This is a genomic window from Corynebacterium vitaeruminis (assembly GCF_001054325.1).
GTDB lineage: Bacteria > Actinomycetota > Actinomycetes > Mycobacteriales > Mycobacteriaceae > Corynebacterium > Corynebacterium vitaeruminis_A.
On record NZ_JVVM01000006.1, the window covers coordinates 37,023 to 61,409 of the forward strand.

21 protein-coding genes and 1 pseudogene are annotated in these 24,387 nt (G+C 58.3%); all 22 read left to right on the forward strand.

Annotated elements, in window-relative coordinates; genetic code table 11:
* The first annotated feature begins 13 nt into the window (after window positions 1–13).
* The 22 genes and pseudogenes from ADA16_RS01360 (at window position 14) to def (ending at window position 24,335) form a co-directional block, all read left to right on the forward strand.
* The gene (locus ADA16_RS01360) at window positions 14–829 is read left to right on the forward strand and encodes a shikimate dehydrogenase (protein ID WP_048758524.1); all 816 of its coding nucleotides are present in this window, start codon (window positions 14–16) and stop codon (window positions 827–829) included.
* 26 nt (window positions 830–855) lie between these two features.
* Complete coding sequence (locus tag ADA16_RS11455) at window positions 856–1,467, forward strand: prepilin peptidase (protein ID WP_048758525.1); 612 nt, start codon at window positions 856–858, stop codon at window positions 1,465–1,467.
* A gap of 94 nt (window positions 1,468–1,561) precedes the next feature.
* On the forward strand, window positions 1,562–2,749 hold the full coding sequence (aroC, locus tag ADA16_RS01370; RefSeq protein ID WP_193387471.1) for a chorismate synthase: 1,188 nt from the start codon (window positions 1,562–1,564) through the stop codon (window positions 2,747–2,749).
* 40 nt (window positions 2,750–2,789) lie between these two features.
* Window positions 2,790–3,311, forward strand: a complete 522-nt coding sequence (locus ADA16_RS01375; RefSeq protein WP_048758526.1) for a shikimate kinase — start codon at window positions 2,790–2,792, stop codon at window positions 3,309–3,311.
* Window positions 3,312–3,398: 87 nt separating this feature from the next.
* Window positions 3,399–4,508: a 3-dehydroquinate synthase gene (gene aroB / locus ADA16_RS01380; RefSeq protein WP_048758527.1), complete on the forward strand. Its 1,110-nt coding sequence runs from the start codon at window positions 3,399–3,401 to the stop codon at window positions 4,506–4,508.
* Entirely contained in the window at window positions 4,505–4,981 is a 477-nt protein-coding gene (aroQ, locus tag ADA16_RS01385) for a type II 3-dehydroquinate dehydratase (protein WP_048758528.1), read from the forward strand. Before aroB ends, aroQ begins: the two co-directional genes overlap by 4 nt.
* Complete coding sequence (locus ADA16_RS01390; RefSeq protein ID WP_048758529.1) at window positions 4,978–6,150, forward strand: M24 family metallopeptidase; 1,173 nt, start codon at window positions 4,978–4,980, stop codon at window positions 6,148–6,150. The genes aroQ and ADA16_RS01390 overlap by 4 nt, the downstream gene beginning before the upstream one ends.
* An 87-nt stretch (window positions 6,151–6,237) precedes the next feature.
* Window positions 6,238–6,801 carry an elongation factor P gene (gene efp, locus ADA16_RS01395; protein WP_048758530.1) on the forward strand — a complete coding sequence of 188 codons (564 nt, stop codon included), beginning with the start codon at window positions 6,238–6,240 and terminating at the stop codon, window positions 6,799–6,801.
* 48 nt (window positions 6,802–6,849) lie between these two features.
* Window positions 6,850–7,371: pseudogene (nusB, locus tag ADA16_RS01400) on the forward strand (transcription antitermination factor NusB); the annotation flags it as partial.
* Window positions 7,372–7,806: 435 nt separating this feature from the next.
* Window positions 7,807–8,376, forward strand: a complete 570-nt coding sequence (gene pyrR, locus ADA16_RS01405; RefSeq protein WP_038628907.1) for a bifunctional pyr operon transcriptional regulator/uracil phosphoribosyltransferase PyrR — start codon at window positions 7,807–7,809, stop codon at window positions 8,374–8,376.
* Window positions 8,373–9,326: an aspartate carbamoyltransferase catalytic subunit gene (locus tag ADA16_RS01410; RefSeq protein WP_016422709.1), complete on the forward strand. Its 954-nt coding sequence runs from the start codon at window positions 8,373–8,375 to the stop codon at window positions 9,324–9,326. The genes pyrR and ADA16_RS01410 overlap by 4 nt, the downstream gene beginning before the upstream one ends.
* Window positions 9,327–10,688 (forward strand): dihydroorotase, encoded by a 1,362-nt coding sequence (locus ADA16_RS01415; RefSeq protein WP_048758532.1) that lies wholly within the window; start codon window positions 9,327–9,329, stop codon window positions 10,686–10,688. It abuts the gene before it with no gap.
* A gap of 38 nt (window positions 10,689–10,726) precedes the next feature.
* Entirely contained in the window at window positions 10,727–11,959 is a 1,233-nt protein-coding gene (gene carA / locus ADA16_RS01420) for a glutamine-hydrolyzing carbamoyl-phosphate synthase small subunit (protein WP_414629636.1), read from the forward strand.
* A gap of 24 nt (window positions 11,960–11,983) precedes the next feature.
* Window positions 11,984–15,343 carry a carbamoyl-phosphate synthase large subunit gene (gene carB / locus ADA16_RS01425; protein WP_048758534.1) on the forward strand — a complete coding sequence of 1,120 codons (3,360 nt, stop codon included), beginning with the start codon at window positions 11,984–11,986 and terminating at the stop codon, window positions 15,341–15,343.
* Window position 15,344: 1 nt separating this feature from the next.
* Complete coding sequence (pyrF, locus tag ADA16_RS01430; protein WP_048758535.1) at window positions 15,345–16,214, forward strand: orotidine-5'-phosphate decarboxylase; 870 nt, start codon at window positions 15,345–15,347, stop codon at window positions 16,212–16,214.
* Window positions 16,215–17,666: 1,452 nt separating this feature from the next.
* A complete protein-coding gene (mihF, locus tag ADA16_RS01440; RefSeq protein ID WP_016422714.1) occupies window positions 17,667–17,993 on the forward strand; it encodes an integration host factor, actinobacterial type in 327 nt (108 codons plus the stop codon).
* A gap of 5 nt (window positions 17,994–17,998) precedes the next feature.
* Window positions 17,999–18,571: a guanylate kinase gene (gene gmk / locus ADA16_RS01445; RefSeq protein WP_048758537.1), complete on the forward strand. Its 573-nt coding sequence runs from the start codon at window positions 17,999–18,001 to the stop codon at window positions 18,569–18,571.
* Between the two features lie 116 nt (window positions 18,572–18,687).
* Window positions 18,688–18,966: a DNA-directed RNA polymerase subunit omega gene (gene rpoZ, locus ADA16_RS01450; protein WP_048758538.1), complete on the forward strand. Its 279-nt coding sequence runs from the start codon at window positions 18,688–18,690 to the stop codon at window positions 18,964–18,966.
* A gap of 27 nt (window positions 18,967–18,993) precedes the next feature.
* A complete protein-coding gene (gene coaBC, locus ADA16_RS01455; RefSeq protein WP_048758539.1) occupies window positions 18,994–20,274 on the forward strand; it encodes a bifunctional phosphopantothenoylcysteine decarboxylase/phosphopantothenate--cysteine ligase CoaBC in 1,281 nt (426 codons plus the stop codon).
* Window positions 20,275–20,461: 187 nt separating this feature from the next.
* Window positions 20,462–21,685 carry a methionine adenosyltransferase gene (gene metK, locus ADA16_RS01460; RefSeq protein ID WP_414629637.1) on the forward strand — a complete coding sequence of 408 codons (1,224 nt, stop codon included), beginning with the start codon at window positions 20,462–20,464 and terminating at the stop codon, window positions 21,683–21,685.
* Window positions 21,686–21,734: 49 nt separating this feature from the next.
* The gene (locus ADA16_RS01465; RefSeq protein ID WP_048758541.1) at window positions 21,735–23,771 is read left to right on the forward strand and encodes a primosomal protein N'; all 2,037 of its coding nucleotides are present in this window, start codon (window positions 21,735–21,737) and stop codon (window positions 23,769–23,771) included.
* A gap of 60 nt (window positions 23,772–23,831) precedes the next feature.
* The gene (def, locus tag ADA16_RS01470; RefSeq protein WP_048758542.1) at window positions 23,832–24,335 is read left to right on the forward strand and encodes a peptide deformylase; all 504 of its coding nucleotides are present in this window, start codon (window positions 23,832–23,834) and stop codon (window positions 24,333–24,335) included.
* Window positions 24,336–24,387 lie beyond the last annotated feature (52 nt).

Consider the following 24,387-nt stretch of genomic DNA (forward strand, 5'->3'; position numbering starts at 1 on the left):
GGGTAGAGTTCCGATGGCCATAACTCATCGTGCAGCTGTGCTTGGCGATCCGATTGACCACTCATACTCGCCGGCCATTCACAATGCTGGTTATCGCGCTGCAGGTATGAATGACTGGCACTACGACCGCATTCGCTGCAACGCCGAAGAGCTTGCCGACGTCGTCGGTGGCTCAGACCCCAGTTTTCAGGGGTTTTCCGTCACCATGCCCGGCAAGTTTGCCGCTTTGGACTTCGCCGATGAAGTCAGTGACCGCGCGCGGTTGATTGGTTCTGCAAACACCCTGGTCCGTCGCGATTCAGGCTGGTTTGCCGACAACACTGATGGCGACGGAGTATTGGGAGCACTGCGCGAGATTGGCTGCACGAACGCACCGCGTGGTCGAGCCGTTGTTGTTGGTGCCGGTGGCACGGCACGACCAGCACTCTGGGCGCTGTCTCAGCTGGGAGTCAATCATGTGACCGTCGTGGCGCGCTCTGAGCGCGCATACGATATCGAGCCGCTGGCTGCCGCGTTGGGTATGGAGTTTGCCTGGGTGACTTTCGATGTTCCAAACCTGGCAGATATTGTTAGCAATGCCGACGTCCTGGTCTCTACGGTGCCGTCAGCCGCAATCGAATCCGTCGCCGGCTACCTCGCTCGAGCACCGAAGATTCTCGACGTCATTTACAATCCCTGGCCAACCCCACTTGTGAAAGCAGCGGAGCGCGGGGGTTCACAGGCCGTTGGTGGGTTGTCCATGTTGCTGCATCAAGCGGTGGGACAGTTTGAGCAGTTTACTGGACGCACTCCTGATATCGATGCGATGCGTGCAGTGCTGCCGAATTAGCTCGCACCGGTTAGAATTCCGAAGTTATGGGGTGGGGAATATTTGAGATAGCGCTGTCTCCGAATGGACAGCACAGGATTGACCCGGTCTATCTAGACCGGGTTTTCTTTTTCCTAGTCGCGTTGCTTGTTCTCAGCTGGGGCGCTATTGGTTGCTGGTTCGACGTAGCTCAGCGGAGGCTGCCGAACTGGTGGTTGGTACTAGGGGCGGCAGGCCTGACTGTTGCTATTGGGATATTGCTCCGACAAAAGCCAGCTTCAGTTTTTGAACTTGCCGGGGTAGTCGGTGCTGTGGGAACGGGGATAGGTCTCTGGTTTGGATTCTATTTAGGGGCGTTCTTACTCAACCCGTGCTCTATTGGCGCTGGAGATGTGAAACTCGCAGCAATCCTCGGTGGCAGTGTTGGTCTGGTATCGGGCGAGGCAGTGACGACGGGAATCTGGATCGCAGTGGCCATGGTGTTGGCCGCAGGGCTTACGCTCCTCATGGCAGGAATCAACACGAGGAGGAGGGCGTGGGGTGACCGTCGTAAAGCGAAAACAGTGTCTTTATCGGCGAGCGTGCCTCATGGGCCCGCGATGCTTGCCGCAACGGCCATTGTGTGGGGAATGAGCGGGGGTTACCTCCAAGTCCCGTGAAGCGATAGACCAGGGGCGATGAAATGGGGCATATTTAAAACTTGTATGCCCCCAAATGCACAAGAAGTACGGCAAACGTGACATTATGATACCTATGCTTCGTTGGACTACCGCGGGTGAATCTCACGGCAAAGCGCTTATTGCTCTTGTAGAAGGCGCGCCAGCCGGACTTCCCCTGACTACAGATGACGTATCTCGCCACCTCGCACGCCGCCGCCTCGGCTATGGTCGCGGGGCGCGAATGAAGTTTGAGGCTGATGAAGTCACGCTGCTGACTGGCATCCGACATGGTGAGACGCTGGGATCGCCGATTGGCATTATGGTCGGCAATTCCGAATGGCCGAAGTGGACTGAGGTCATGAGCCCGGATCCGGTTGACCCAGCTGCTTTGGATACCGCCCGTGGGGCAACATTGACCCGCCCGCGTCCAGGACACGCCGACTTCAACGGCATGCTTAAGTACAACCACACCGATGCACGAAACATCCTGGAGCGGTCATCGGCTCGTGAGACTGCGGCACGTGTTGCTGCTTCGGTTGTGGCTCGCTCAATTCTGCGCGAGACTCTCGGCGTGGAAGTTGTCAGCCACGTTGTTTCGATCGGTCGCTCCGAACCCTACGAGGGACCGCTGCCGACCTTCGCCGATCAGGACAAAATCGACGAATCGCCGGTACGTGCATTCTCCGTAGCAGCGGAGGAGTCGATGATTGACGAAATCAAGGCCGCTAAGAAGCAGGGTGACACCCTTGGCGGCATTGTTGAGGTCGTAGTCCATGGTCTGCCGGTGGGGCTGGGGTCGCACATTTCCGGTGATGCCCGTCTGGATTCGCAGCTTGCAGGTGCCTTGATGGGCATTCAGTCCGTCAAGGGCGTGGAGATTGGTGACGGTTTTGAGGAAGCCCGTCGGCGTGGCACCGAGGCGCACGATGAAATGGTGCGTACCGACGACGGCGTAGACCGTGAAACCAACCGCGCCGGCGGCTTGGAAGGTGGCATGACTAATGCTCAGCCTCTCGTTGTCCGCGCTGCGATGAAGCCGATATCGACTGTGCCGCGCGCGCTGAAGACCGTCGACATGGCCAGCGGCGATGCCGCCACCGCAATCCACCAGCGCTCTGATGTCTGCGCAGTTCCGGCTGGCGGCGTTGTCGCCGAGGCCATGGTCGCGCTGGTGCTGGCGCGTGCGGTGATGGAGAAGTTCGGCGGCGATAGCCTGGAGGAAACCAAGCGCAACGTTGAGGGCTACTTGGAGCAGACCCGACGCCGCCTTAATTGGAATTAGCGCCACATTTGCGCACACGAAGAAGGGTAAAACGAGGAGAATGTCTGTTCCTACTATTGTCCTTGTCGGGCCTCCCGGGTCGGGAAAGTCCACCATCGGCCGTCGGCTGTCCCGTGCGTTGAACACCAGACTCACCGATACCGATGAGATGATTGAACAACGCATGGGCAAAGCTTGCGGGGAAGTCTTTTCCGAGCTGGGCGAACCGGAATTCCGCCGTATCGAGGAACAGGTCGTGGCGGAGGCTCTGACTCGCGACGGAATCGTCTCGCTTGGTGGAGGCGCTGTGATTTCACCAGCAAGCCGTGAGCTACTCAGAGACCATAACGTCGTCTACCTCGAGATCAGCATTGCCGAGGGCGTACGCCGTACCTCGGGCAACAATTCGCGCCCGGTTTTGCAGGCGGATGACCCAGAGGCTCATTACCGTGCAATCTACGACGCCCGCCGCGCTTTCTATGAAGACGCGGCCAGTTTCAAGGTGCGTTCCGACGAGCGTTCTCCGCAGCGGGTTGTAGCTGAGATTCTCAGCTACCTCGACGAAACCTACGATGACGCTTAACTGCCGACACTTAAGTCTCGGCAGCTAACGACAGCCACATAGCCAGTAACTTCATACATTTTCTACGCCAACGACTAGGGACTGACAATGAACTCAACCCGCACCATCCGTGTTGAAGGCCCATCCCCGTACACCGTGACGATGGGCCACGGACTCACCGAGCAGATTGCGGAGGCCGCTACCTTTGCCTCCCAGGTCGCAGTGATTCATCAGGGTAGCGTTCAAGAACTGAGCTTCGGCGTCATCAAGGCCCTGGAGGACAGCGGAGTCAATGCCTTCAGCATTCAGATTCCGGATGCTGAAGAGGGCAAGACGCTCGCGGTTGCTGAAACCGTTTGGGACACTTTTGGTGAGCGCGGTCTGGGGCGGCGTGACGTGGTTATCGCCATCGGTGGCGGTGCGGCTACAGACTTCGGCGGTTTCGTCGCCGCCGCCTGGATGCGTGGAGTGAAGGTTATTCAGGTTCCGACCACGCTACTCGGCATGGTCGACGCGGCTGTCGGCGGCAAGACCGGCATCAACACTGCAGCCGGCAAGAACCTGGTTGGTGCATTCCACGAGCCGGCCGCAGTGTACTGTGACCTGGACGTCTTGCGCACATTACCGGAGGCCGAACTCATTGCAGGCTCGGCCGAGATTATCAAGGCGGGATTCATTGCGGACACGAAGATTCTCGATCTTTACGAGGCCACCCCGCAAGCCTGCCTTGACGTCGATGGTGATCTGCCCGAGCTGGTCGAGCGCGCAATTGCTGTCAAGGCTCGCGTTGTTGCTGAGGACCTGAAGGAATCTGGTCTCCGCGAGATCTTGAACTACGGCCACACTTTCGGTCACGCCATCGAGCATTTTGAAAATTACCGCTGGCGCCACGGCCACGCCGTCGCTGTTGGCATGATTTTTGTCGCTGAGCTGGCCAAGCTCACCGGACATATCGATCAGGAACTCGTAGACCGCCACCGTTGCATCCTGGAGTCTATCGGTCTGCCAACGACCTACCAGGCAGGACGTTTTACCGAGCTTTACAACGCTATGACCAGGGATAAGAAGAACCGCGACGGAGCAATCCGTTTCGTGATTCTCGAAGGCCCTGGCAAGACCGCTCGTCTTGAAGGCCCAGAGCTTGGTGACCTCGAGCGTGCTTACGAGCTAGTTTGCAGCAACGGCCGAGCCGCATCTGAGGAGTCCGCCCGCTCATGACATCTCTTCGCGCAGCAACTGATGCCACAGCGGCGATTCCGACGGTACTTGTTCTAAACGGCCCGAACCTCGATCGTCTGGGCAAACGCCAGCCAGAGATTTACGGTGCCACCACCTTGGCCGACGTCGAAGCTGAGCTTCGTACCTTAGCCAAGGAGCTCGGCGTCGTGGTGGATTGCCGTCAGTCCAACTATGAAGGTCAACTAATCGAGTGGGTTCACGAAGCTGCTGACTACGGATGGCCAATCATTATCAACCCAGGTGGCTTGACACATACTTCCGTCGCCCTGCGTGACGCGCTTGCCGAAGTTGCCGACGGTGCGGGCTTCCACGAGGTCCATATTTCGAACATTCACGCTCGGGAAGAGTTCCGGCACCACTCGTATCTCTCGGCACTTGCCGCTGGCGTTATCGTCGGATGTGGAACTGATGGCTATTCCATGGCACTGAGAAGGGTGAGTACGAAACTATGACAGATAACTCCACGAATTACGCCGCCCGCCGAGCCGCTCTCGTCAACGCACTGTCCAACAACGACTGTGACGGTTTCCTTACAGTCGACCCAACCCATGTTGGTTGGCTTACTGGTTTCCACGGCTCGAATGCTGGCTTGATTGTGGCGGCCAGTGGGGAAACGCTGCTTTCCACCGATGGGCGGTACACAGTACAGGCTGGCAAGCAGGCACCGGACGTGGAGTTGCTCACCGCCCGCAACACAGGTGTGGCGCTCGTCGGTCAAGCTCGAAAGTTGGGCATCTCGCGTCTTGGTGTTGAATCTGAGTTCCTCACCATGGCCGCTTACCAGGAGCTCGACGATACCCGGCCACAGGCTCTCGAGCTGGTGTCGACTACGGGAATCGTCTCTAAGCTGCGCGAAATCAAGTCCGATGCTGAGCTCGTCGCTTTGCGTCATGTCGCCGACATCGCAGTCCGCGCATTCGAGGATTTGCTTCACGACGGCATCGTGGTCGCCGGCCGCACGGAGCGTGAAGTCGCCGCCGAGCTGGAGTACCGCATGCGTTTGCAGGGCGCCGATCGGCCTAGCTTCGACACGATTGTCGCAAGTGGCCCGAATTCGGCCAAGCCACACCACGGCGCGGAAGATCGCGTGATTGAGGCCGGTGACCTGGTCACAATCGACTTTGGAGCCTTTTCCGGGGGCTACAACTCCGATATGACGCGTACTCTCTTCGCTGGTGAAGCAGGGTCGTCGTCAAGCGAAAACGTTGCCAACAGTGTGGCGTCGGATTTGGCCGGTGCGATCGTTTCCGGCGTGGAGTTCGCGGAAGAGAAGTCCCGAGAAATTTACAATGTCGTGCTGAACGCACAGCTGGCTGGAGTGAAAGCTGCAGTGCCGGGGGCGGACGTCGTCGATGTCGACGCAGCTTGCCGCGATATTATTGAAAAAGCTGGTTACGGAGATTACTTCGTCCATTCCACTGGCCACGGTATCGGCATTGAAGTGCACGAGGCGCCATTTGCCGCTCGCACTGGTAAGGGGAAGTTGGCTGCTGGTATGACGTTGACCATCGAGCCGGGAATTTATGTGCCGGAGTTCGGTGGTGTGCGTATCGAGGATACGTTGATTATCACCGACAACGAGCCCGAAATCATTACGCAGCTGCCGAAACCGCGGGCCTAACATCACGGCGTTTTATTTTTCTCTCGATGAGATACGGAGTATCGTGGTTTCGTCAGAGAGCTTTTTAACAATTTCAGGAGAGTTTAGTTGGCTACCACCGCAGATTTTAAGAACGGTCTAGTTATCAAGCACGACAACAAGCTTCAGCAGATCGTGGAGTTCCAGCACGTTAAGCCAGGTAAGGGTCCGGCATTCGTCCGTACCAAGCTAAAGGACGTGCTGACCGGCAAGGTTGTTGACAAAACTTTCAACGCTGGTGTCAAGATCGAGACTGCAACCGTCGACCGTCGCGACATGACGTACCTGTACCACGACGGTGAAGGCTATGTCTTCATGGACGACAAGACCTACGACCAGATTTCCATCCTGGACGCTCAGATGCCGGAGGGCGCTAAGTTCCTGCTTCCAGAAACCACCTGCCAGGTGTCCTTCCATGAAGGCAATGTTCTTTTCGCTGAGATGCCTGTTTCGGTTGAGCTGAAGGTTGAGCAGACCGACCCGGGTCTGCAGGGCGACCGCTCCACAGGTGGCACCAAGCCGGCAACCCTGGAGACGGGCGCTGAGATTCAGGTGCCGCTTTTCATCGAGACTGGTGACATTCTGAAGGTCGACACCCGCGACGGTTCCTACCTGTCCCGCGTCAACCACTAATTCTTTCGTCAAGCCCAATTCTTTGTTGAGAGCGATACACACACATCCATGACTGATAAGGATCACAAGTCCGTCGAGACCTCGGATGCGCAGGAGTCCGCAACACTTCGCGAGCCTAACTACAAGCGCCATGGCGCTCGCTACCGTGCACGTCGTCGTGCTGTAGATCTGCTTTTTGAGGCCGAGCAGAGGGGCGTCGACGTCGTCAAGCTTCTTGAAGAACGACTGGAAATGGTCCGTAACCCAGATCTGGATGTGAATCCGATTGCGGAATACACCGAGCAGATTGTTCGCGGTGTAGCTGCGGAAATCATTGGTATCGACTCGACGATTGCCTCGTACCTGACGGAGGAGTGGCCACTGCGTCGTCTGCCAGCGGTCGACCGTGCCATTCTGCGCCTTTCCACCTGGGAGCTGTTCTACAACTCTGACGTGCCTCCGCGCGTGGCTGTGGTTGAAGGCGTTGAGTTGGCATCGGAGTACTCCACGGATGTGGCGGCTCCGTACATCAACGCAGTGCTAGATGCTGAAGCCAAGATTGCCGACCAGGCTCGTTTGGCGGCAGCTGCCGTGAGCACGTCGGTGGGCGAGTCTCAGTTTGACGAAGCCATCCAGGCACAGGCTGCGGCAAACGAGGAGGCCGACAAGAACTTGGTCGATTCTGATGCGACGGCCAAGATTACTGGGCTGGACATGAGTGACATCGCCAAGCTGGTGGCAGAGGACGTCGCCAAGAGCGAGAATCAGTCCTAGCCAGCCAACTTTAGCGCTTAGACAAGACCCACGCGATTCCAGCCGGGTCCTATCGAATTCAGAAACTCCAAGTCCCTTTTTGGGGGCTTGGAGTTTTGTTGCATTTAGAGGCAACGACCGGGCGAGTGCTATTCTGGTCTGCGGAAGTTTGCACCGCGACTGCGCTGGCAGTTCGTACAAACTGATAATCAAATATCCCCAATCAAGACATCCTTTAACGGACCGCACTGAGAGGCGGGGAAGGAGGTCACGATGAGCGAAGGAACGCCGCAAACCACTGAGCTGCTTAACGCAGACGAAGTTGCACGTACCGTCGCGCGCATCGCGCACCAAATTATTGAGAAAACTGCGCTGGATAGCCCAAATGCTGGACGCGTAGTTCTACTCGGCATTCCATCTGGTGGCGTACCGCTGGCAGAGAAGTTAGCCGATTTGATTGAACAATTCTCCGGCATTCGTCCTGAAACTGGATCGCTGGATATCACCCTGTACAGGGATGACTTGCGCAAGGGCCCGCACCGCGCTTTGCAGCCCACGAACATTCCAAACTCCGGCATTGATGGCACCACCGTTGTCCTCGTTGACGATGTCCTTTTCTCGGGCCGCACGATTCGTGCCGCACTCGACGCTATTGCCGACATCGGTCGCCCCCGGGTAATCCAGCTTGCTGTGCTGGTTGATCGTGGCCACCGTCAGCTACCAATTCGCGCCGACTACGTCGGTAAGAATCTGCCAACTTCCCGCGACGAAGACGTCGATGTGCTGGTAGAGGCACTTGACGGCCGTGACGCGGTCATTCTCACTCGGGCGGAGGAACAGTGAAACACCTGATTAGCATCGCGGATTTGACCAAAGATGAGATTGTCGGCCTGATGGATGAGGCCGATCGTTTCAAGGAGGTCATCCGCGGTCGGGAAATTAAGAAGCTGCCGACATTGCGCGGCCGCACCATCTATAACCTCTTTTATGAAAACTCCACTCGTACCCGCTCGTCTTTTGAGACCGCTGGTAAATGGATGAGCGCCGATGTCATCAATATCTCGGCTTCCTCTTCCTCTGTGAAGAAGGGCGAGAGCCTGAAGGATACCGCGCTGACTTTGGATGCTATCGGCGGCGATGCCATCGTCGTTAGGCATCCATCGTCGGGAGCGGCACAGCTGATCGCCAAATGGACTGAAGAGTTTGGCAACGGCCCATCGATCATCAACGCGGGTGACGGCAAGCACCAGCATCCGACGCAGGCACTGTTAGATGCAGTGACTCTGCGTCAGCGCCTCGGTGGAATTGAAGGCCGCAAGGTCGTCATTGTTGGCGATATTTTGCACTCCCGCGTGGCTCGCTCCAACGCCGATCTGCTGAGCAAACTAGGTGCAGAGGTTGTCTTTGTCGCCCCGCCAACACTGCTGCCGTTCGGCATCGAGACCTGGCCGGTGCGCGTCGCCTACCGCATGGAAGACGAAATTCGCGATGCCGATGCAGTGATGATGCTCCGCGTTCAGCAGGAGCGCATGAATGGCGGCTTCTTCCCATCGCATCGTGAATACGCCACTCGCTACGGTCTGTCGAAGGCACGCGAGAAGATGCTTCGCGACGACTGCATCGTGATGCACCCAGGTCCGATGCTTCGTGGCATGGAAATTAATGACGCCGTCGCGGATCTGCCACGAACCGCTGTGTTGCAGCAGGTTGCCAACGGTGTCCACGTCCGCATGGCAGTTCTTTTCACACTGCTGACCTCAGGTGTTTCCGCCAACTTGGAAGGGCAGGCATAAATGTCGAATCGCAATGAGTATGACGAAGCCTCGTACCCCGAGGTAGGACCACTGGCAGCGTCCGCCCGCGGACAGCTCCTGCTCAAGGGTGTGCGCCCCTACGGTGAGGGCGAAGATGTCGACGTTTTAATCAAGGACGGCATCATCGCCGAGATTGGTGCTGGTCTTGAAGCCAAGGATGACGTTGAGGTCGTCGAGTTCGACTCCCTCGTTCTTCTGCCAGGTCTGGTTGACATCCATGTGCACCTGCGCGAGCCGGGCCGTGAAGATACGGAAACCCTGGCCACTGGTTCCGCTGCCGCAGCACGCGGTGGTTTCACTGCAGTGTTCACTATGGCCAATACCGCTCCGGTAACCGACGACCCTTCGATTGCTGAGTCAGTATGGCTCAAGGGCCAGGCGCTCAACCTCTGCGACATCCACCCGGTCGGCTCTATTACTAAGGGCCTGAAGGGCGAGACGCTGACCGAGTTCGGCATGATGGCAGACTCGCAGGCGAAAGTGCGCATGTTCTCCGACGACGGTAAGTGCGTCGACAATCCACTGATTATGCGCCGCGCGATTGAATACGCCCGCGGCGAGGACGTACTCTTGGCGCAGCACTGCGAAGACCCACGTCTGACTGCTGATGCTGCTGCGCACGAAGGTCCGACTGCTGCACGTCTGGGCCTGACCGGATGGCCGCGGGTAGCTGAGGAATCCATTGTTGCTCGCGACGCCATCATGGCCCGCGACTACGGCGGACGCATGCACATTTGCCACGCATCCACCGAAGGCACTGTTGAGCTGGTCAAGTGGGCAAAGGAGCATGACATTCCGCTGACTGCGGAGGTCACCCCGCATCACCTGATTCTCACCGATGAGAAGCTGGAGACCTACGACGGTGTCTACCGCGTCAATCCGCCACTGCGCGAGCACCGCGACACCTTGGCCCTGCGCCAGGCTCTTATCGACGGGACTATCGACTGCGTCGCTACTGACCACGCTCCGCACGGCTCTGAAGAGAAGTGCTGTGAATTTGAGCACGCTAAGCCGGGCATGCTTGGTCTTGAGACCTCGATGCCGATTATCGCCGAAGAGTTCGTTTTGAAGGGCGATTGTGATTGGCGCTGGCTGGCCAAGGTCATGAGTGAGCGCCCGGCTCAAATCGTGAAACTGCCGGGTCACGGCCGACCGATTGCGGTCGGTGAGCCGGCCAACCTGACCGTCGTTGACCCGGGTAAGAAGTGGACAGTCCGCGGCGAAGATCTGGCTTCGAAGTCCGAAAACACTCCTTATGAGGAAATGGAGATGGCCGTGTCCGTGGCAGCTACCGTGCTGCGCGGTAAGGTGACCGCTCTCAACGGAGAGGTCGCTGGATAATATTCATGTCAACGCATAACAATTCACATGCGTCCCGTATGATTAATGTAAATTCCTCGCACGCTACCCAACTGAAAGGCAATAACGTGAGCAACGAGTCGCAGGCCGCGGCCGCTACAGCGGCAGTCCTGGTATTGGCAGATGGACGAGTGTTCCGCGGACGCGGTTTTGGCGCCACCGGTACGACTCTGGGTGAAGCTGTTTTTACCACCGCTATGACGGGCTACCAGGAAACCCTGACTGACCCGTCCTACCACCGCCAGCTGGTTGTGGCCACTGCACCACAGATCGGTAACACCGGTTGGAATGACGAGGACTACGAGTCCCGTGGAAACAAGATTTGGGCAGCAGGCTTTATTATCCGCGACCTATCGCGCATCCCCTCTAACTGGCGCTCGGAGCGCAGCTTGGAAGATGAGCTGAAGGCACAGGGCATCATCGGTATTCGCCAGATTGATACTCGTGCGCTGGTTCGTCATCTGCGCGACAATGGCTCGATTGCCGCTGGCATTTTTTCCGGTGAGGACGCACAACAGTCCGTCGATAAGCTGCTGGAGATCGTACGCGCACAGCCTGCGATGAAGGGCGCGGACCTGGCTCGCGAGGTCAGCACCGATGAGGCCTACGTTGTGGAGGCGCAGGGGGAGAAGAAGGCCCGCGTTGTCGCTTACGACCTGGGCATTAAGTCCAACACCCCGCGTGAGCTGGCTAAGCGTGGCCTCGAAGTCGTAGTGGTTCCGGCTAACACGCCGTACGAGGACATTAAGAAGGAATACCAGCCCGAGGGTGTCTTCATGTCCAACGGCCCAGGTGACCCGGCAACTGCTGATGAGATGGTTGCGGTCGCCAAGGCTGCGCTCGATGACGGCATGCCGCTGTTCGGCATCTGCTTCGGTAACCAGATTCTTGGCCGGGCTTTTGGCATGGACACCTACAAGCTGGTCTTCGGTCACCGCGGAGTCAACGTCCCGGTGAAGGACCACCGCACCGGCCGCATTTTCATCACTGCTCAGAACCACGGCTTCGCACTCGAAGGCAAGGTCGGGGAGAGCTTCGATACGCCGTGGGGTGAGGCTGAGGTTACGCACACTTGCCTTAACGACGATGTCGTAGAGGGCGTTGCCCTGAAGAACGGCATGGCCTTCTCTGTGCAGTACCACCCGGAGTCCGCAGCCGGCCCGCACGATGCGCACTCCCTCTTCGATGACTTCTTGGAGCTAATCCAGAACGTCGATTTCAACAAGTCCGCAACCGAGAACTCGAACAAGTAGGAAAGGGCTAAGGGACCTAACACCATGCCACGTCGCACAGACATCAACCACGTACTGGTTATCGGCTCCGGCCCGATTGTTATCGGTCAGGCCTGCGAGTTCGACTACTCCGGCACCCAGGCTTGCCGCGTGCTGCGCGAGGAGGGCCTGCGAGTCACGCTGGTCAACTCCAACCCGGCAACGATTATGACCGATCCGGAGTTCGCGGACTCCACCTACATCGAGCCGATTGAAACCAAGTACATCGAAAAGATCCTGGCCAAGGAAGCTGCAGAGGGCAATCCGATTGACGCTGTCCTAGCAACCCTCGGTGGCCAGACTGCACTGAACGCAGCTATCCAGCTCGACCGCGAAGGCATTCTGGAGAAGTACAACGTCGAGCTGATCGGTGCTGATATTCCAGCCATTCAGCGCGGTGAGGACCGCCAGATGTTCAAGGACATCGTCGCCAAGATTGGTGGCGAGTCTGCTCGTTCTCGCGTCTGTCACAACATGGATGAAGTCCATGAGACTGTCGCTGAGCTCGGCCTGCCCGTCGTTGTGCGCCCGTCGTTCACCATGGGTGGTCTGGGCTCTGGTCTGGCCTTCAACCAGGAAGACCTGGAGCGGATTGCAGGTGGCGGCCTGGCCGCATCTCCCGAGGCCAATGTTCTGATTGAGGAGTCCATCCTCGGTTGGAAGGAATTTGAGCTCGAGCTCATGCGCGATGGCGACGATAACGTCGTTGTTGTCTGCTCCATTGAAAACGTTGATGCCCTCGGTGTTCACACTGGTGACTCGGTGACTGTCGCTCCGTCGATGACTCTGACCGACCGCGAGTACCAGACCATGCGCGATCAGGGCATCGCTATTTTGCGCGAGGTCGGCGTCGACACCGGTGGCTGTAACATTCAGTTCGCCATCAATCCGCATGACGGCCGCATTATCACCATTGAGATGAACCCGCGCGTCTCCCGCTCGTCGGCCCTGGCCTCCAAGGCAACCGGCTTCCCGATTGCGAAAATCGCCGCCAAACTGGCTATCGGCTACACCCTCGATGAAATCACCAATGACATCACCGGTGAGACTCCGGCCGCGTTTGAGCCGGTGCAGGACTACGTGATTGTCAAGGCTCCACGCTTTGCTTTCGAGAAGTTCCCAGGTGCTGATGACACGCTGACCACCACCATGAAGTCCGTCGGTGAGGCCATGGCTATCGGGCGCAACTACATCGGTGCGCTCGGTAAGGTCATGCGCTCGCTGGAGAACAAGCCAGCTGGTTTCTGGACTGTTCCGGATGAGAACTTCGCAGGTGAGCGCGCAAACGATGTCAACGCTGTCCTCGAGGACTTGAAGCGTCCGACTGAAGGCCGCATTTACGACGTCGAGCTGGCTCAGCGCCTGGGTGCTTCCATCGAGCAGATTCACGACGCCTCCGGCCTGGATCCGTGGTTTATCGCCGAGATGGAAAACCTGCAGGATATTCGTAAGGCGCTTATCGACGCTCCGGTGCTGACCTCTGACCTGCTTCGTGAGGCCAAGTACTGGGGCCTGTCCGACGCTCAGATTGCTGCGCTGCGTCCGGAGTTGGCCGGGGAAGATGGCGTGCGCGAGTTGCGCTGGCGCCTGAACATCCACCCGGTATTCAAGACCGTCGATACCTGCTCCGCTGAGTTCGAAGCACAGACTCCGTACCACTACTCGGCCTACGAGCTGGACCCGGCTGCTGAGTCTGAGGTCGCTCCGCAAACCGAGAGGGAAAAGGTCATTATTCTCGGCTCCGGTCCGAACCGTATCGGCCAGGGCATTGAGTTCGACTACTCCTGCGTCCATGCTGCACTGGAGCTCTCCCGCGTTGGCTACGAGACCGTCATGGTCAACTGCAACCCGGAAACCGTCTCCACCGACTACGACACCGCAGACCGTCTCTACTTCGAGCCGCTGACCTTCGAGGATGTCCTTGAGGTCTACCACGCTGAGAGCCAGTCCGGAAAGGTCGCAGGTGTTATTGTCCAGCTCGGTGGTCAGACTCCGCTGGGCCTGGCTGAGCGTCTGCAGGCCGCAGGTGTTCCGATTGTCGGCACCAGCCCGGAGGCCATCGACCTGGCTGAGGACCGTGGTGAGTTCGGCAAGGTCCTGGCTGAAGCCAACCTGCCGGCGCCGGAATTCGGTACCGCCACCTCGTTCGCAGAGGCTCGCCAGGTTGCCGCTGGAATCGGTTACCCGGTCCTGGTTCGTCCGTCCTACGTCCTGGGCGGCCGTGGCATGGAAATCGTCTACGACGAAGCCACTCTGGAGGATTACATCAACCGCGCTACCGAGCTTTCCAACGAGCATCCGGTACTGGTTGACCGCTTCCTGGACAGCGCTATCGAAATCGACGTCGATGCACTGTGCGATGGGGAAGAGGTCTACCTCGGTGGTGTCATGGAGCACATCGAGGAAGCCGGTATTCACTCCGGTGACTCCGCTTGTGCACTGCCTCCGATGACTCTGTCCGGTGGCATCATCGATAAGGTGCGTGAGTCCACCAAGGCACTGGCACACGGCATCGGCGTCAAGGGCCTGATGAACGTTCAGTACGCGCTGAAGGACGAGACGCTCTACGTCATTGAAGCCAACCCGCGCGCATCCCGCACCGTGCCGTTCGTGTCCAAGGCAACCTCGGTTCCGTTGGCGAAGGCCGCGTCCCGTGTCATGATGGGCGCCTCCATCGCAGAACTGCGCGAAGAGGGCATGATCCCGTCCAACTTCGACGGTGGATCTCTGCCTGCCGACGCTCCGATTGCGGTTAAGGAAGCCGTCCTGCCGTTCAACCGCTTCCGCGACTTCGAGGGCCGCGCTCTCGATAGCCTGCTGAGCCCGGAGATGAAGTCCACCGGTGAGGTCATGGGCCTGGCCGACAACTTCGGTGCGGCATTCGCCAAGGGTGAGCTGGCCGGTTTCGGTGAATTGCCGACCGAGGGCACTGTCTTCGTCTCGCTGGCCAACCGCGACAAGCGCACCCTGGTCTTCCCGATTCTCACGCTAGCCGATATGGGCTTCCGCATTCTGGCAACGGAAGGTACTGCGGGCATGCTGCGTCGCAACGGTGTTGAATGTGAGATCGTCGCAAAGCGCACGACTGACTCCGACGCACCGGCTGACGAGCGCGACATTGTCGACATGATCCGCGACGGCGAGGTTGACATCATCATCAACACCCCGTCCGGTTCTGCAGGTGCTCGCTCCGACGGATACGAGATTCGCGCCGCTGCCGTGAGCCAGGGCGTCACCTGTGTGACCACTGCACAGGGTGCTGTCGCTGCGCTGCAGGGCATTCTGGCGCTGCGGGGCGGCGAGATGAGCGTCAAGGCGCTGCAGGAACTCCACCCGGCAGAACTGGCTGCTCGGGAGCAGGCCTAACATGACCGCGAAGGCTGGAGATTCCACAGTGAAGACCGTCAAGGGTTTCGGCGATCGCCTCAGTGATGTTGTCGCCGAGCGCGGCCGACTCTGTGTGGGCATCGACCCGCACCCGGGGCTGCTGGATGCTTGGCATTTGCCGCACACGGCAGAAGGCTTGGAGCGCTTTGCCGCCACATGTGTCGAGGCGTTTGGTGACATTGTTGCCGTCGTCAAGCCGCAGGTAGCGTTCTTCGAGGCCTACGGGTCCAAGGGCTTTGCGGTTCTGGAGCGGACGTTGGCGGACCTAAAGGATGCCGGTGCGTTGTCGATTGCCGACGCTAAGCGGGGCGATATCGGTTCGACGATGGCAGCGTACGCGGAGGCCTGGCTGTCGGATAGCTCGCCACTGGCTGCCGACGCGCTGACGGTCTCTCCGTACCTCGGCTTCGGGGCGCTTGATCCGGCTGTTTCGTTAGCGCTGAAGAACGGACGCGGTTTGTTTGTGCTGGCCGCAACCTCCAATCCGGAAGGTGCGTCCGTGCAGAAGGCGACAGTTTCGGGTGAAAGCCTCGCTCAGACGATGGTCGACCAGGCCGCCGCGATTAATGCTCGCCAGATTAACACTGGTGCGCGCGCTGGCAGCATTGGCGTCGTCGTTGGCGCAACGCTTGACGACGCCCCGGTGCTCAGTGATCTGCGCGGTCCTATCCTCATGCCCGGTGTGGGAGCTCAGGGCGGAACCCCGGCAGATGTAGATCGTCTGGCAGGGGAGTCAAGAGGGCTTGCGCTGCCGAATATCTCCCGTGCGATTCTCTCGGCCGGACCCGATGTCGCGGCGCTGCGGCGCGCAACTGTAGAAGCCGCAGCTCCATTCCTTACCGAGAATTAGCGACAGTTCGTCTAATCCTCTGAAGCCCGCAGGGCCTGCCCAGTAAGCAGGTATCCCTGCGGGCTTCCTGCGTATCTAATGGTGAGTGTTTTGACACGTTAAAAATATATTGCAAACAATTTGGGATTAATAATAAATGTGTTTATTAATCATTGTTGCTAGTGGGACAACGTGTTATAAACAGCTTAAGACAATTACGTCAATTCCGGAGTCAATTGAAGAGCGGAGTGTTAAATATATAGAAAGTGCATTAATGCATTGTGTGCATCATTAATAGGGTTTGTAGACCTTTTACCTGTATCTAATGCAAATGCCGAGGTCTAAGACGACTACAGGACAGGAGCATTTGCAACCGAGAAGGAAATTTCTGCTGCTAACTCGCAATACTCGGTAGATAGCGATGGAGGCAAGCGTTTTGATAGTAAAGCCGCAGAAGACGCCGGGGTAGACATAAATATCATCAACGTTGGGCTAGTCTACATTGAAATGTTGGCAGATGAAGTTAGTGGCCATAATCCGCATACTCGCTTGGCAAATCCATTAAATAGGTGGCGATAGTGCGGAAAATACAATTCCCGCCCCGGCGAGCCGTTAAATTCGGCAGACGAAGCATGTAGGCGCCACGATAAATGCCTATCTGCTGGTACTTCTGCCTGTTGGTGTGATTCGCAGCTTGTTTACGACCTTCGTCGCATTCGGGACAAATATTCTGGTGCCGATCGCGTTTATATCGAGGCGGCGATTCAGGCTGTGCCCCGATATCACGGCTGCCCGATTCCTGGGTGATCTCGAACGGAACGATTCAGCCGTCTTATTCAAGGGGAGGAACGGAGGAATAATGGTCAAGAACAAGACACGACAGCCCGCAGAGTGGATTGCTTGGGTGGCGGCCGCATTCGGGTGGTTATGCTCGGCGTTTGTGTGGTCATCTGGTGGCCCTGAACAACGAGTGGTCAGCATCGTATCTACGGTAATGGTACTGATAGTGACGATAACGATCGCAGCTATCGCAGTGGCAAGGAAAAGCTCGGCGTTAGGCGTACTTGCGCTGGTTCCCTTGCTTTCGCCCTTACTCATTCTTTTTGCATCGTTTGCTAGCTGGTGATTAAGGCGCATATCTTACGGACGCGACCACCTGGGAATTCATTCATAGTGGCATACGCAGCGAACTGCCACTGCATCAGGGACATTTCATACAAAAACCGTGGTCAATTTCCATTCTCCTGGGCAAACGGTGCTACAATCGCCGGAGTTGGTTGACCACGACCGAAAGGTGGGGCGGATTAAGCCCTGGTGTGATTTTTATCGACACCCCGTCAGCATTTGCTCCAACAAGCGGCAAGTGCGGTACGGTCTCCAATCGTTAAGCACGGTCTCGGTGCCGCCGCAGGTGGACGTAAGACTCGTGCTAGTAAATAAGAAGCTAACCAATCTATTTTTACGGAGGAACACGTGGCCCTTCCGCAGTTGACCCCGGAGCAGCGTGCAGCAGCACTCGAGAAGGCAGCTCAGGCCCGCAAGGTGCGCGCAGAGCTCAAGGATAAGCTGAAGCGTGGCGCTATCGACCTGCCAGAGGTTCTCAAGCAGGCTGATGAGAACGAGATCATCGGCAAGATGAAGGTCTCCGCTCTGCTCGAGGCTCTGCCGAAGGTCGGCAAGGTCAAGGCACAGGACATCATGAATGACCTGGAGATTGCTCAGACCCGCCGCCTGCGTGGCCTGGGTGACCGTCAGCGTCGTGCTCTCCTTGAGCGCTTCGGCTACGCAGTGGAGGACTAGTCGCTGTGGCCGGGAATGAAAACGGTCAGTTGGTAGTCCTCGCCGGCCCCGCCGGTGTGGGAAAGTCCACTGTTGTCAGTCGGCTCCGTGCCGAGGTTCCCGGACTGTACTTCAGCGTTTCCATGACCACCCGAGCCGCTCGGCCGGGCGAGGTCGATGGCCGCGACTATTTCTTCGTGAGCCCGGAGAAGTTCCAAGAGCATATTGACGCCGGTGAGATGCTCGAGTGGGCCGATATCCACGGAGGTCTGCAGCGTTCGGGTACGCCGCGTGGCCCGGTGGACGAAGCTCTCGCAGAGGGACGTCCGGTACTCGTTGAGGTAGATTTGGCGGGTGCCCGTTCCATTCGCAAGGTAGCGCCGGATGCTCATCTGCTGTTCTTGGCTCCGCCAAGCTGGGAAATTCTCGTTAACAGGCTCACTGGCCGTGGCACGGAAACCGAGGCGCAAGTCAAGCGTCGCCTGGAAACCGCACGCGTGGAAATGGATGCTCAGCACGAGTTCGATGAGGTCGTTATCAACGACAGTGTCGATGAGGCGGTTGCAGCCATTGCTCGAGCGCTGACGGCTGGAAAGTAACAGGGCAGCTCCGCATCATCGATAGTAGGAACCGCTTACAAGCCATCGCGTCGCTCTAGCGACAGCAGTTTTTATTATCACCTAGTAACTCACGTTCTATTGAGGAAAGATTTCTCGTGACCCAGGAAAATACCGCCACCGAGGCAGTGTTCGACCCGCCGATTGGTATTACCAATCCGCCAATCGATGAGCTGCTTGATAAGGCTTCTTCGAAGTACGCTCTGGCTATCTTCGCTGCCAAGCGCGCACGTCAGATTAATGACTACTACCAGCAGATCGACGAAGGCATGCTGGAGTACGTTGGTCCGCTGGTAACTCCGGGGGTCGCTGAGAAGCCTCTGTCCATCGCTCTTCGTGAAATCAACGCTGGTCTGCTGGACCACACTGAGGGCTAGAGCATTTCCTTAAGGGGAGATATCTGTATGCATGCCGCCGGTAATGCTGACGTATCCGAATGTTTAAAGGTTGTCGTCGGGGTTACCGGCGGCATTGCCGCGTATAAGGCCGCACACGTCGTCCGTGGATTCAAAGAACTAGGTCACGACGTTCGCGTCGTTCCCACCGAGTCTGCATTGAACTTCGTGGGTGCGGCCACCTTCGAGGCGCTATCTGGTAACCCGGTCTCGACTACGGTTTTTGATGCAGTCGATGAAGTCCAGCACGTTCGAGTAGGTCAGGAGGCCGACCTCGTCGTCGTGGTTCCCGCGACAGCCGACTTCATGGCTCGCGCCGCACATGGGCGTGCCGACGACCTGCTCACCGCAACACTGCTTGTGGCTACCTGCCCGGTGGTGCTGGCCCCTGCTATGCACACCGAGATGTGGAACCATCCAGCTACCCGAGATAACGTGGCGACTCTCCGTCGCCACGGCACTATTGTGCTCGATCCAGCCCATGGTCGCTTGACTGGCAAGGACACTGGTCCAGGTCGTCTTCCCGAGCCGGAGCAGATTGTTTCGCTGGCATTGGCGGCGGTCGAGAATCCACGCCATTTCCGCCGTGATTTCGAAGGCGTGCGTGTCATGATTACTGCCGGTGGCACCCGCGAAGCCATCGATCCAGTGCGTTTTATCGGCAATCACTCATCTGGCCGCCAAGGCTTTGCACTCGCCGAGATGGCCGCTCAGCGTGGCGCCGAAGTCACTGTCGTGGCAGGCCACACCGATCAGTTGCCGACCCCGCTGGGCACAAATGTTGTGAAGGTGGACTCCGCATTAGAGATGGCCGAGGCTACCTACGAGCACGCCAAGCTGGCCGATGTCTGCATTTTCGCGGCTGCCGTCGCAGACTTCCGTCCGGCATCAGCCGCGGGGTCGAAGATGAAGAAGGGTGTCGCAGATGACGCTTTGAGCAACATTCAGCTCGTGGAGAACCCGGACATTCTGGCCACCACTGTGCAGCGTCGTAAAGCAGGCGAAATTTCGGCGGCCACGACGATGGTGGGTTTTGCGGCTGAGACGGGCGACGAAACGACGACGCCGCTCGAGCTCGCGAAACAGAAGATTGTCCGCAAGGGCTGCGATTTGCTCATGTGTAATGACGTCTCAGGTGGCCAGACTTTCGGCGCGACAGATAATGTCGGTTGGTTGTTATCGCTCAACGGCGAGCAGTGGGGTGTGCCGCGGGGCTCGAAGTTCTCGGTAGCTGGTTCGATTTTGGATGCAGTTTCCGAGCTGCGCCAGGAATCTCAGCCAGCGGAATAGTTTAATCTGGTGTCGTTTCACCAGTTTAGAAGGGGACGGTGGGGCCTTGGTGCATCAACTGAACCGCTTGGTCTATAATTATTAAATCAAGCGAAAATCCCCACCGTGGCAAGTTCGCACCGTGCGGAGTACGCTCGGCTGAGCAGCTAACCCACAGGGTGGGGAAATAATCTAGAAGGAAGTTGTACTGCTCGTGGCCTCAAATCTTCGGCTTTTTTCCAGTGAATCTGTTACCGAGGGGCACCCGGATAAGATTTGCGACTCGATTTCGGATTCCATCCTCGACGCCATGCTCGCGCAGGACTCCGAATCGATGGTCGCCGTGGAAACCGTGGTGACCACCGGTTTAGTCCATGTCGTCGGTGAGGTTCGCACCAAGAGCTACGTCGATATTCCCGGCATTGTCCGGAGCCGCCTGAAGGAGATCGGTTTTGATTCGTCAGAAAAGGGTTTCGACGGCAAGACCTGTGGGGTCTCCATTTCAATTGGTGAGCAGTCCTCGGACATCAACGACGGTGTGACTACCTCGCTCGAAGCACGCAGCTCGGACGGTGAAGTTGAAGCAGAAGATCTTAAGGGCGCTGGCGACCAGGGTCTGATGTTCGGTTACGCCACCAACGAAACCCCCGAATACATGCCGCTGCCGATTGCACTGGCGCACCGCCTTGCTCGCCGCTTGACGCAGGTACGCAAGGAGGGCATCGTCCCATCGCTCCGTCCAGACGGTAAGACCCAGGTCACCTTCGCTTACGACGAGGACAATAACCCGGTGTACCTGGACACCGTTGTGGTCTCTACGCAGCACGACCCGGATGTGAGCCAGGAATGGGTTACCGAGCAGGTCAAAACTCATGTGGTCGACTGGGTTCTCGACGACGCTGACCTGCGCGAGCGCTTCGTTACCGACGAGTTGAAGCTGCTGGTTAACCCTTCCGGCCAGTTTATTATTGGCGGTCCGATGGGTGATGCTGGCCTGACCGGCCGTAAGATTATTGTCGACACTTACGGTGGTATGGCTCGTCACGGTGGTGGTGCATTCTCGGGTAAGGATCCGTCAAAGGTGGATCGCTCCGGCGCTTATGCCACCCGCTGGGTTGCAAAGAACGCCGTGGCCGCAGGTCTGGCTGACCGCCTTGAAATTCAGGTAGCTTACGCTATCGGCCGTGCTCGTCCAGTTGGCCTCTACGTCGACTCCTTCGGCACCGGTCACGTTTCGGACGACATCATCCGCGAGGCTATTAACAAGGTCTTCGATCTCCGACCGGCCGCCATCATCCGCGACCTGGACTTGCTGCGCCCGATCTACGCGCAAACCTCCACCTACGGCCACTTCGGCCGTACCGACTTGGACCTGCCGTGGGAACGTCTCGACCGCGTTGATGAACTCCGAGCAGCCGCTGGCCTGGGATAATTGACTCCCTTCAACATCGCTGGAGGATGGGGAAGTAGAGTAAGACTCTATGACCGATGCCCCCTTTGCACCCGCCGCCGCAGCCGAGAAGCTGCCGGTCGCGCGGGTGCTTCCGCTTTTGGGGCTACCGCAGTTGGACCGGCCCTTCGACTACCTAGTACCGCACGCCTTGGCAGACGATGCCGTGGTCGGTTGTCGTGTGCGAGTTCGTTTCCACGGCCAATTGGTCAATGCGCTCGTACTGGAGCGTCGCGCCACCCCCACTCACGATGGCAAACTGTCCTACCTAAAGGACGTCATCAGCTCAGAGGTGGTCTATCCGCCGCAGCTCCGCAGGCTGGTGGACTCTCTCGCGGAGTACTACGGCGCAACGCGCTCAAACATCATTCGCGCTGCCATTCCCACCCGCCACGCACGGGCCGAGCGTGCTCGCAAGGAGAAAACTCCTCCAACGTGGGAGGAACTGGGCAAGCTAGCTACCGAAGATCCAAATCTTTCCGCATGGAGAAAGTATGTTTTCGGTGAATCGTTCGTCGACTCGGTTCGCAAGGGAGCCCCGGCACGCGCCGCTTGGCAGCCTGTTCCGGGCGAGCAGGTGGCAGCCATGCTCGCCGCACTCAGTGTCGCGGTAGCCCGCGATGGTGGTGGCGTTCTCATCATTGTTCCGGACGCCCGCACACAGTCACGTTTTGAAACCGCTTTTCGCGAGCTCATTTCTGCCCGCCAGCTCACACTTCTCGGCGCCGGCCTCGGCCCTGAGTCCCGCTATCGGCGCTACTTGGATATCCTTCACGGCCAGGGGCGCATAGTCGTCGGCACACGCTCGGCAACGTACGCGCCGGTGAAGAATCTACGCTTAGCAGTGATTATCGATGATGGCGACGACAACCTCGTCGACCCCCGAGCACCCTACGTCCACGCTCGCGAGGTGCTGGTCACGCGTAGCGCGCAGGAAGGGTGCGCTCTCATTTTCGCGTCGTATAGCCGCACGGCGGAGGTGCAGCTGCTGGTGTCCTCCGGGTGGGCGCACAATCTGGTCGCGGACGCCGACGTCCTGGCTGAGTACATGCCGGAGATGATCGCATCGACGGACACTGCCGAGGATCCGGATGACATCAGTAGGGGGCGTCTCCCCGCCATCGCTTTTCGACGGGCAAAAGCCGCATTGCGCGAAGAGCTCCCGATTCTGGTCCAGGTACCCCGAAAGGGATATGTGCCGACACTGTCGTGTCGTTCCTGTGGCGCACCTGCGCGCTGTCGCTGGTGTAACGGTCCGCTGGGCATTCCGCCATCGGATAATCCGGATGATCCAGCGCCACCGACCTGTCGTTGGTGCGGCCGAATCGACATTCATCACCGGTGTCACAGCTGTGGTTCCACCAAGATTCGGCCAGTTGTGGTCGGCAGTGAACGCACAGCGGAGGAATTTGGCCGTATCTTCAGTCCCTTCCCAGTCGCGGCTTCTTCTGGTGAACGGATTGTGGATGATGTTCCTGCAGGTCCGAGGGTTGTGGTGGCCACTCCGGGGGCTGAACCCGTTGCACCGGAGGGCTATGGCGCAGTGATGCTGCTAGACACCTGGGCCATGCTGGGCCGACAGGATTTGCGCGCGCATGAAGAGGCCTACGCACATTGGTCGCGGGCAGTCGCGCTTGCGCGCCCACGTGAAAAGGGCGGGGCAGTGATCATCGATGCTGACGCTGCGATTCCAACCGTGGCCGATTTGCTGGCCTGGGACTCGGTGGGCGCGGCGAATAGGGAGTTAGCAGACCGTACTGCCGCGGCACTGCCACCAGCTTTTCACGTGGCAGCGGTGGACGGTACCGAAGAGGGCCTGCGTAACTTCATGGAATCCCTGGAGGTTCCACCAGGCGCGGAGATTCTGGGGCCGGTCGATCTTCCTCGCAATGCCAGACCACCGGCAGGCGTGGAGCCGGGTACCCCCATTCAGCGGATGTTGGTTCGCTGTGACCGTCGTCAAGCACGAGCAGTGGGAGCGGTGTTAAAGGCGGCACAGGTCGTTCGGGCGACCAGGAAAGATCCGACGCCAGTGCGTGTTGTCGTCGATCCAATTAATTTTGGCTAGCTGCTAAAATAGCTCCGTTATCGCTTGATTCTCATTAGTTTTCTTGGAGGCCCTAAGTTCATGGCAGTTCGTGAGGTACGTCTTTTCGGCGATCCGGTGTTGCTGTCCAAGGCGGATACCGTCACTGATTTCGATGCGACACTGTCGCACTTGATTGATGACATGTTCGACACGATGGATAAGCACCGCGGCGTCGGTCTCGCGGCAAACCAGGTAGGCGTGCTGCAGCGCGTTTTCGTCTACGACTGCAAGGGCACCCGCGGGCACATCGTCAATCCGGAGTGGGAAGCCATCGGCGGTGAAACTGTCCACGAAGCCGAGGGATGCCTTTCCATCCCAGGTGTTAACGGGGCTGTGACTCGGCAAGCACGCGTGCGTGTTACCGGTCAGGATCGCCACGGTACCCCGGTGAGCTTCGAGGCAGACGATCTATTGGCTCGCTGCATCCAGCATGAGAGCGACCACCTGGACGGTGTGCTGTTTTTGAAGCGGCTCGAGGGCGACGAGCGCAAGGCCGCGATGCGTTCTCTGCGTGAACAGGACTGGTTCATCAACCGCGGTTAATCCGCGCGCCCAGCTAGGGCGTGTATGCCGAATTTCATCACTAGATTCACTA

Bases quoted from the DNA above. Each gene is read 5' to 3' on its own strand.
- ADA16_RS01360 (WP_048758524.1), top strand. From the start codon at position 14: ATGGCCATAACTCATCGTGCAGCTGTGCTTGGCGATCCGATTGACCAC.
- ADA16_RS11455 (WP_048758525.1), top strand. From the start codon at position 856: ATGGGGTGGGGAATATTTGAGATAGCGCTGTCTCCGAATGGACAGCAC.
- aroC (WP_193387471.1), top strand. From the start codon at position 1,562: ATGCTTCGTTGGACTACCGCGGGTGAATCTCACGGCAAAGCGCTTATT.
- ADA16_RS01375 (WP_048758526.1), top strand. From the start codon at position 2,790: ATGTCTGTTCCTACTATTGTCCTTGTCGGGCCTCCCGGGTCGGGAAAG.
- aroB (WP_048758527.1), top strand. From the start codon at position 3,399: ATGAACTCAACCCGCACCATCCGTGTTGAAGGCCCATCCCCGTACACC.
- aroQ (WP_048758528.1), top strand. From the start codon at position 4,505: ATGACATCTCTTCGCGCAGCAACTGATGCCACAGCGGCGATTCCGACG.
- ADA16_RS01390 (WP_048758529.1), top strand. From the start codon at position 4,978: ATGACAGATAACTCCACGAATTACGCCGCCCGCCGAGCCGCTCTCGTC.
- pyrR (WP_038628907.1), top strand. From the start codon at position 7,807: ATGAGCGAAGGAACGCCGCAAACCACTGAGCTGCTTAACGCAGACGAA.
- ADA16_RS01415 (WP_048758532.1), top strand. From the start codon at position 9,327: ATGTCGAATCGCAATGAGTATGACGAAGCCTCGTACCCCGAGGTAGGA.
- carA (WP_414629636.1), top strand. From the start codon at position 10,727: ATGATTAATGTAAATTCCTCGCACGCTACCCAACTGAAAGGCAATAAC.
- carB (WP_048758534.1), top strand. From the start codon at position 11,984: ATGCCACGTCGCACAGACATCAACCACGTACTGGTTATCGGCTCCGGC.
- pyrF (WP_048758535.1), top strand. From the start codon at position 15,345: ATGACCGCGAAGGCTGGAGATTCCACAGTGAAGACCGTCAAGGGTTTC.
- coaBC (WP_048758539.1), top strand. From the start codon at position 18,994: ATGCATGCCGCCGGTAATGCTGACGTATCCGAATGTTTAAAGGTTGTC.
- ADA16_RS01465 (WP_048758541.1), top strand. From the start codon at position 21,735: ATGACCGATGCCCCCTTTGCACCCGCCGCCGCAGCCGAGAAGCTGCCG.
- def (WP_048758542.1), top strand. From the start codon at position 23,832: ATGGCAGTTCGTGAGGTACGTCTTTTCGGCGATCCGGTGTTGCTGTCC.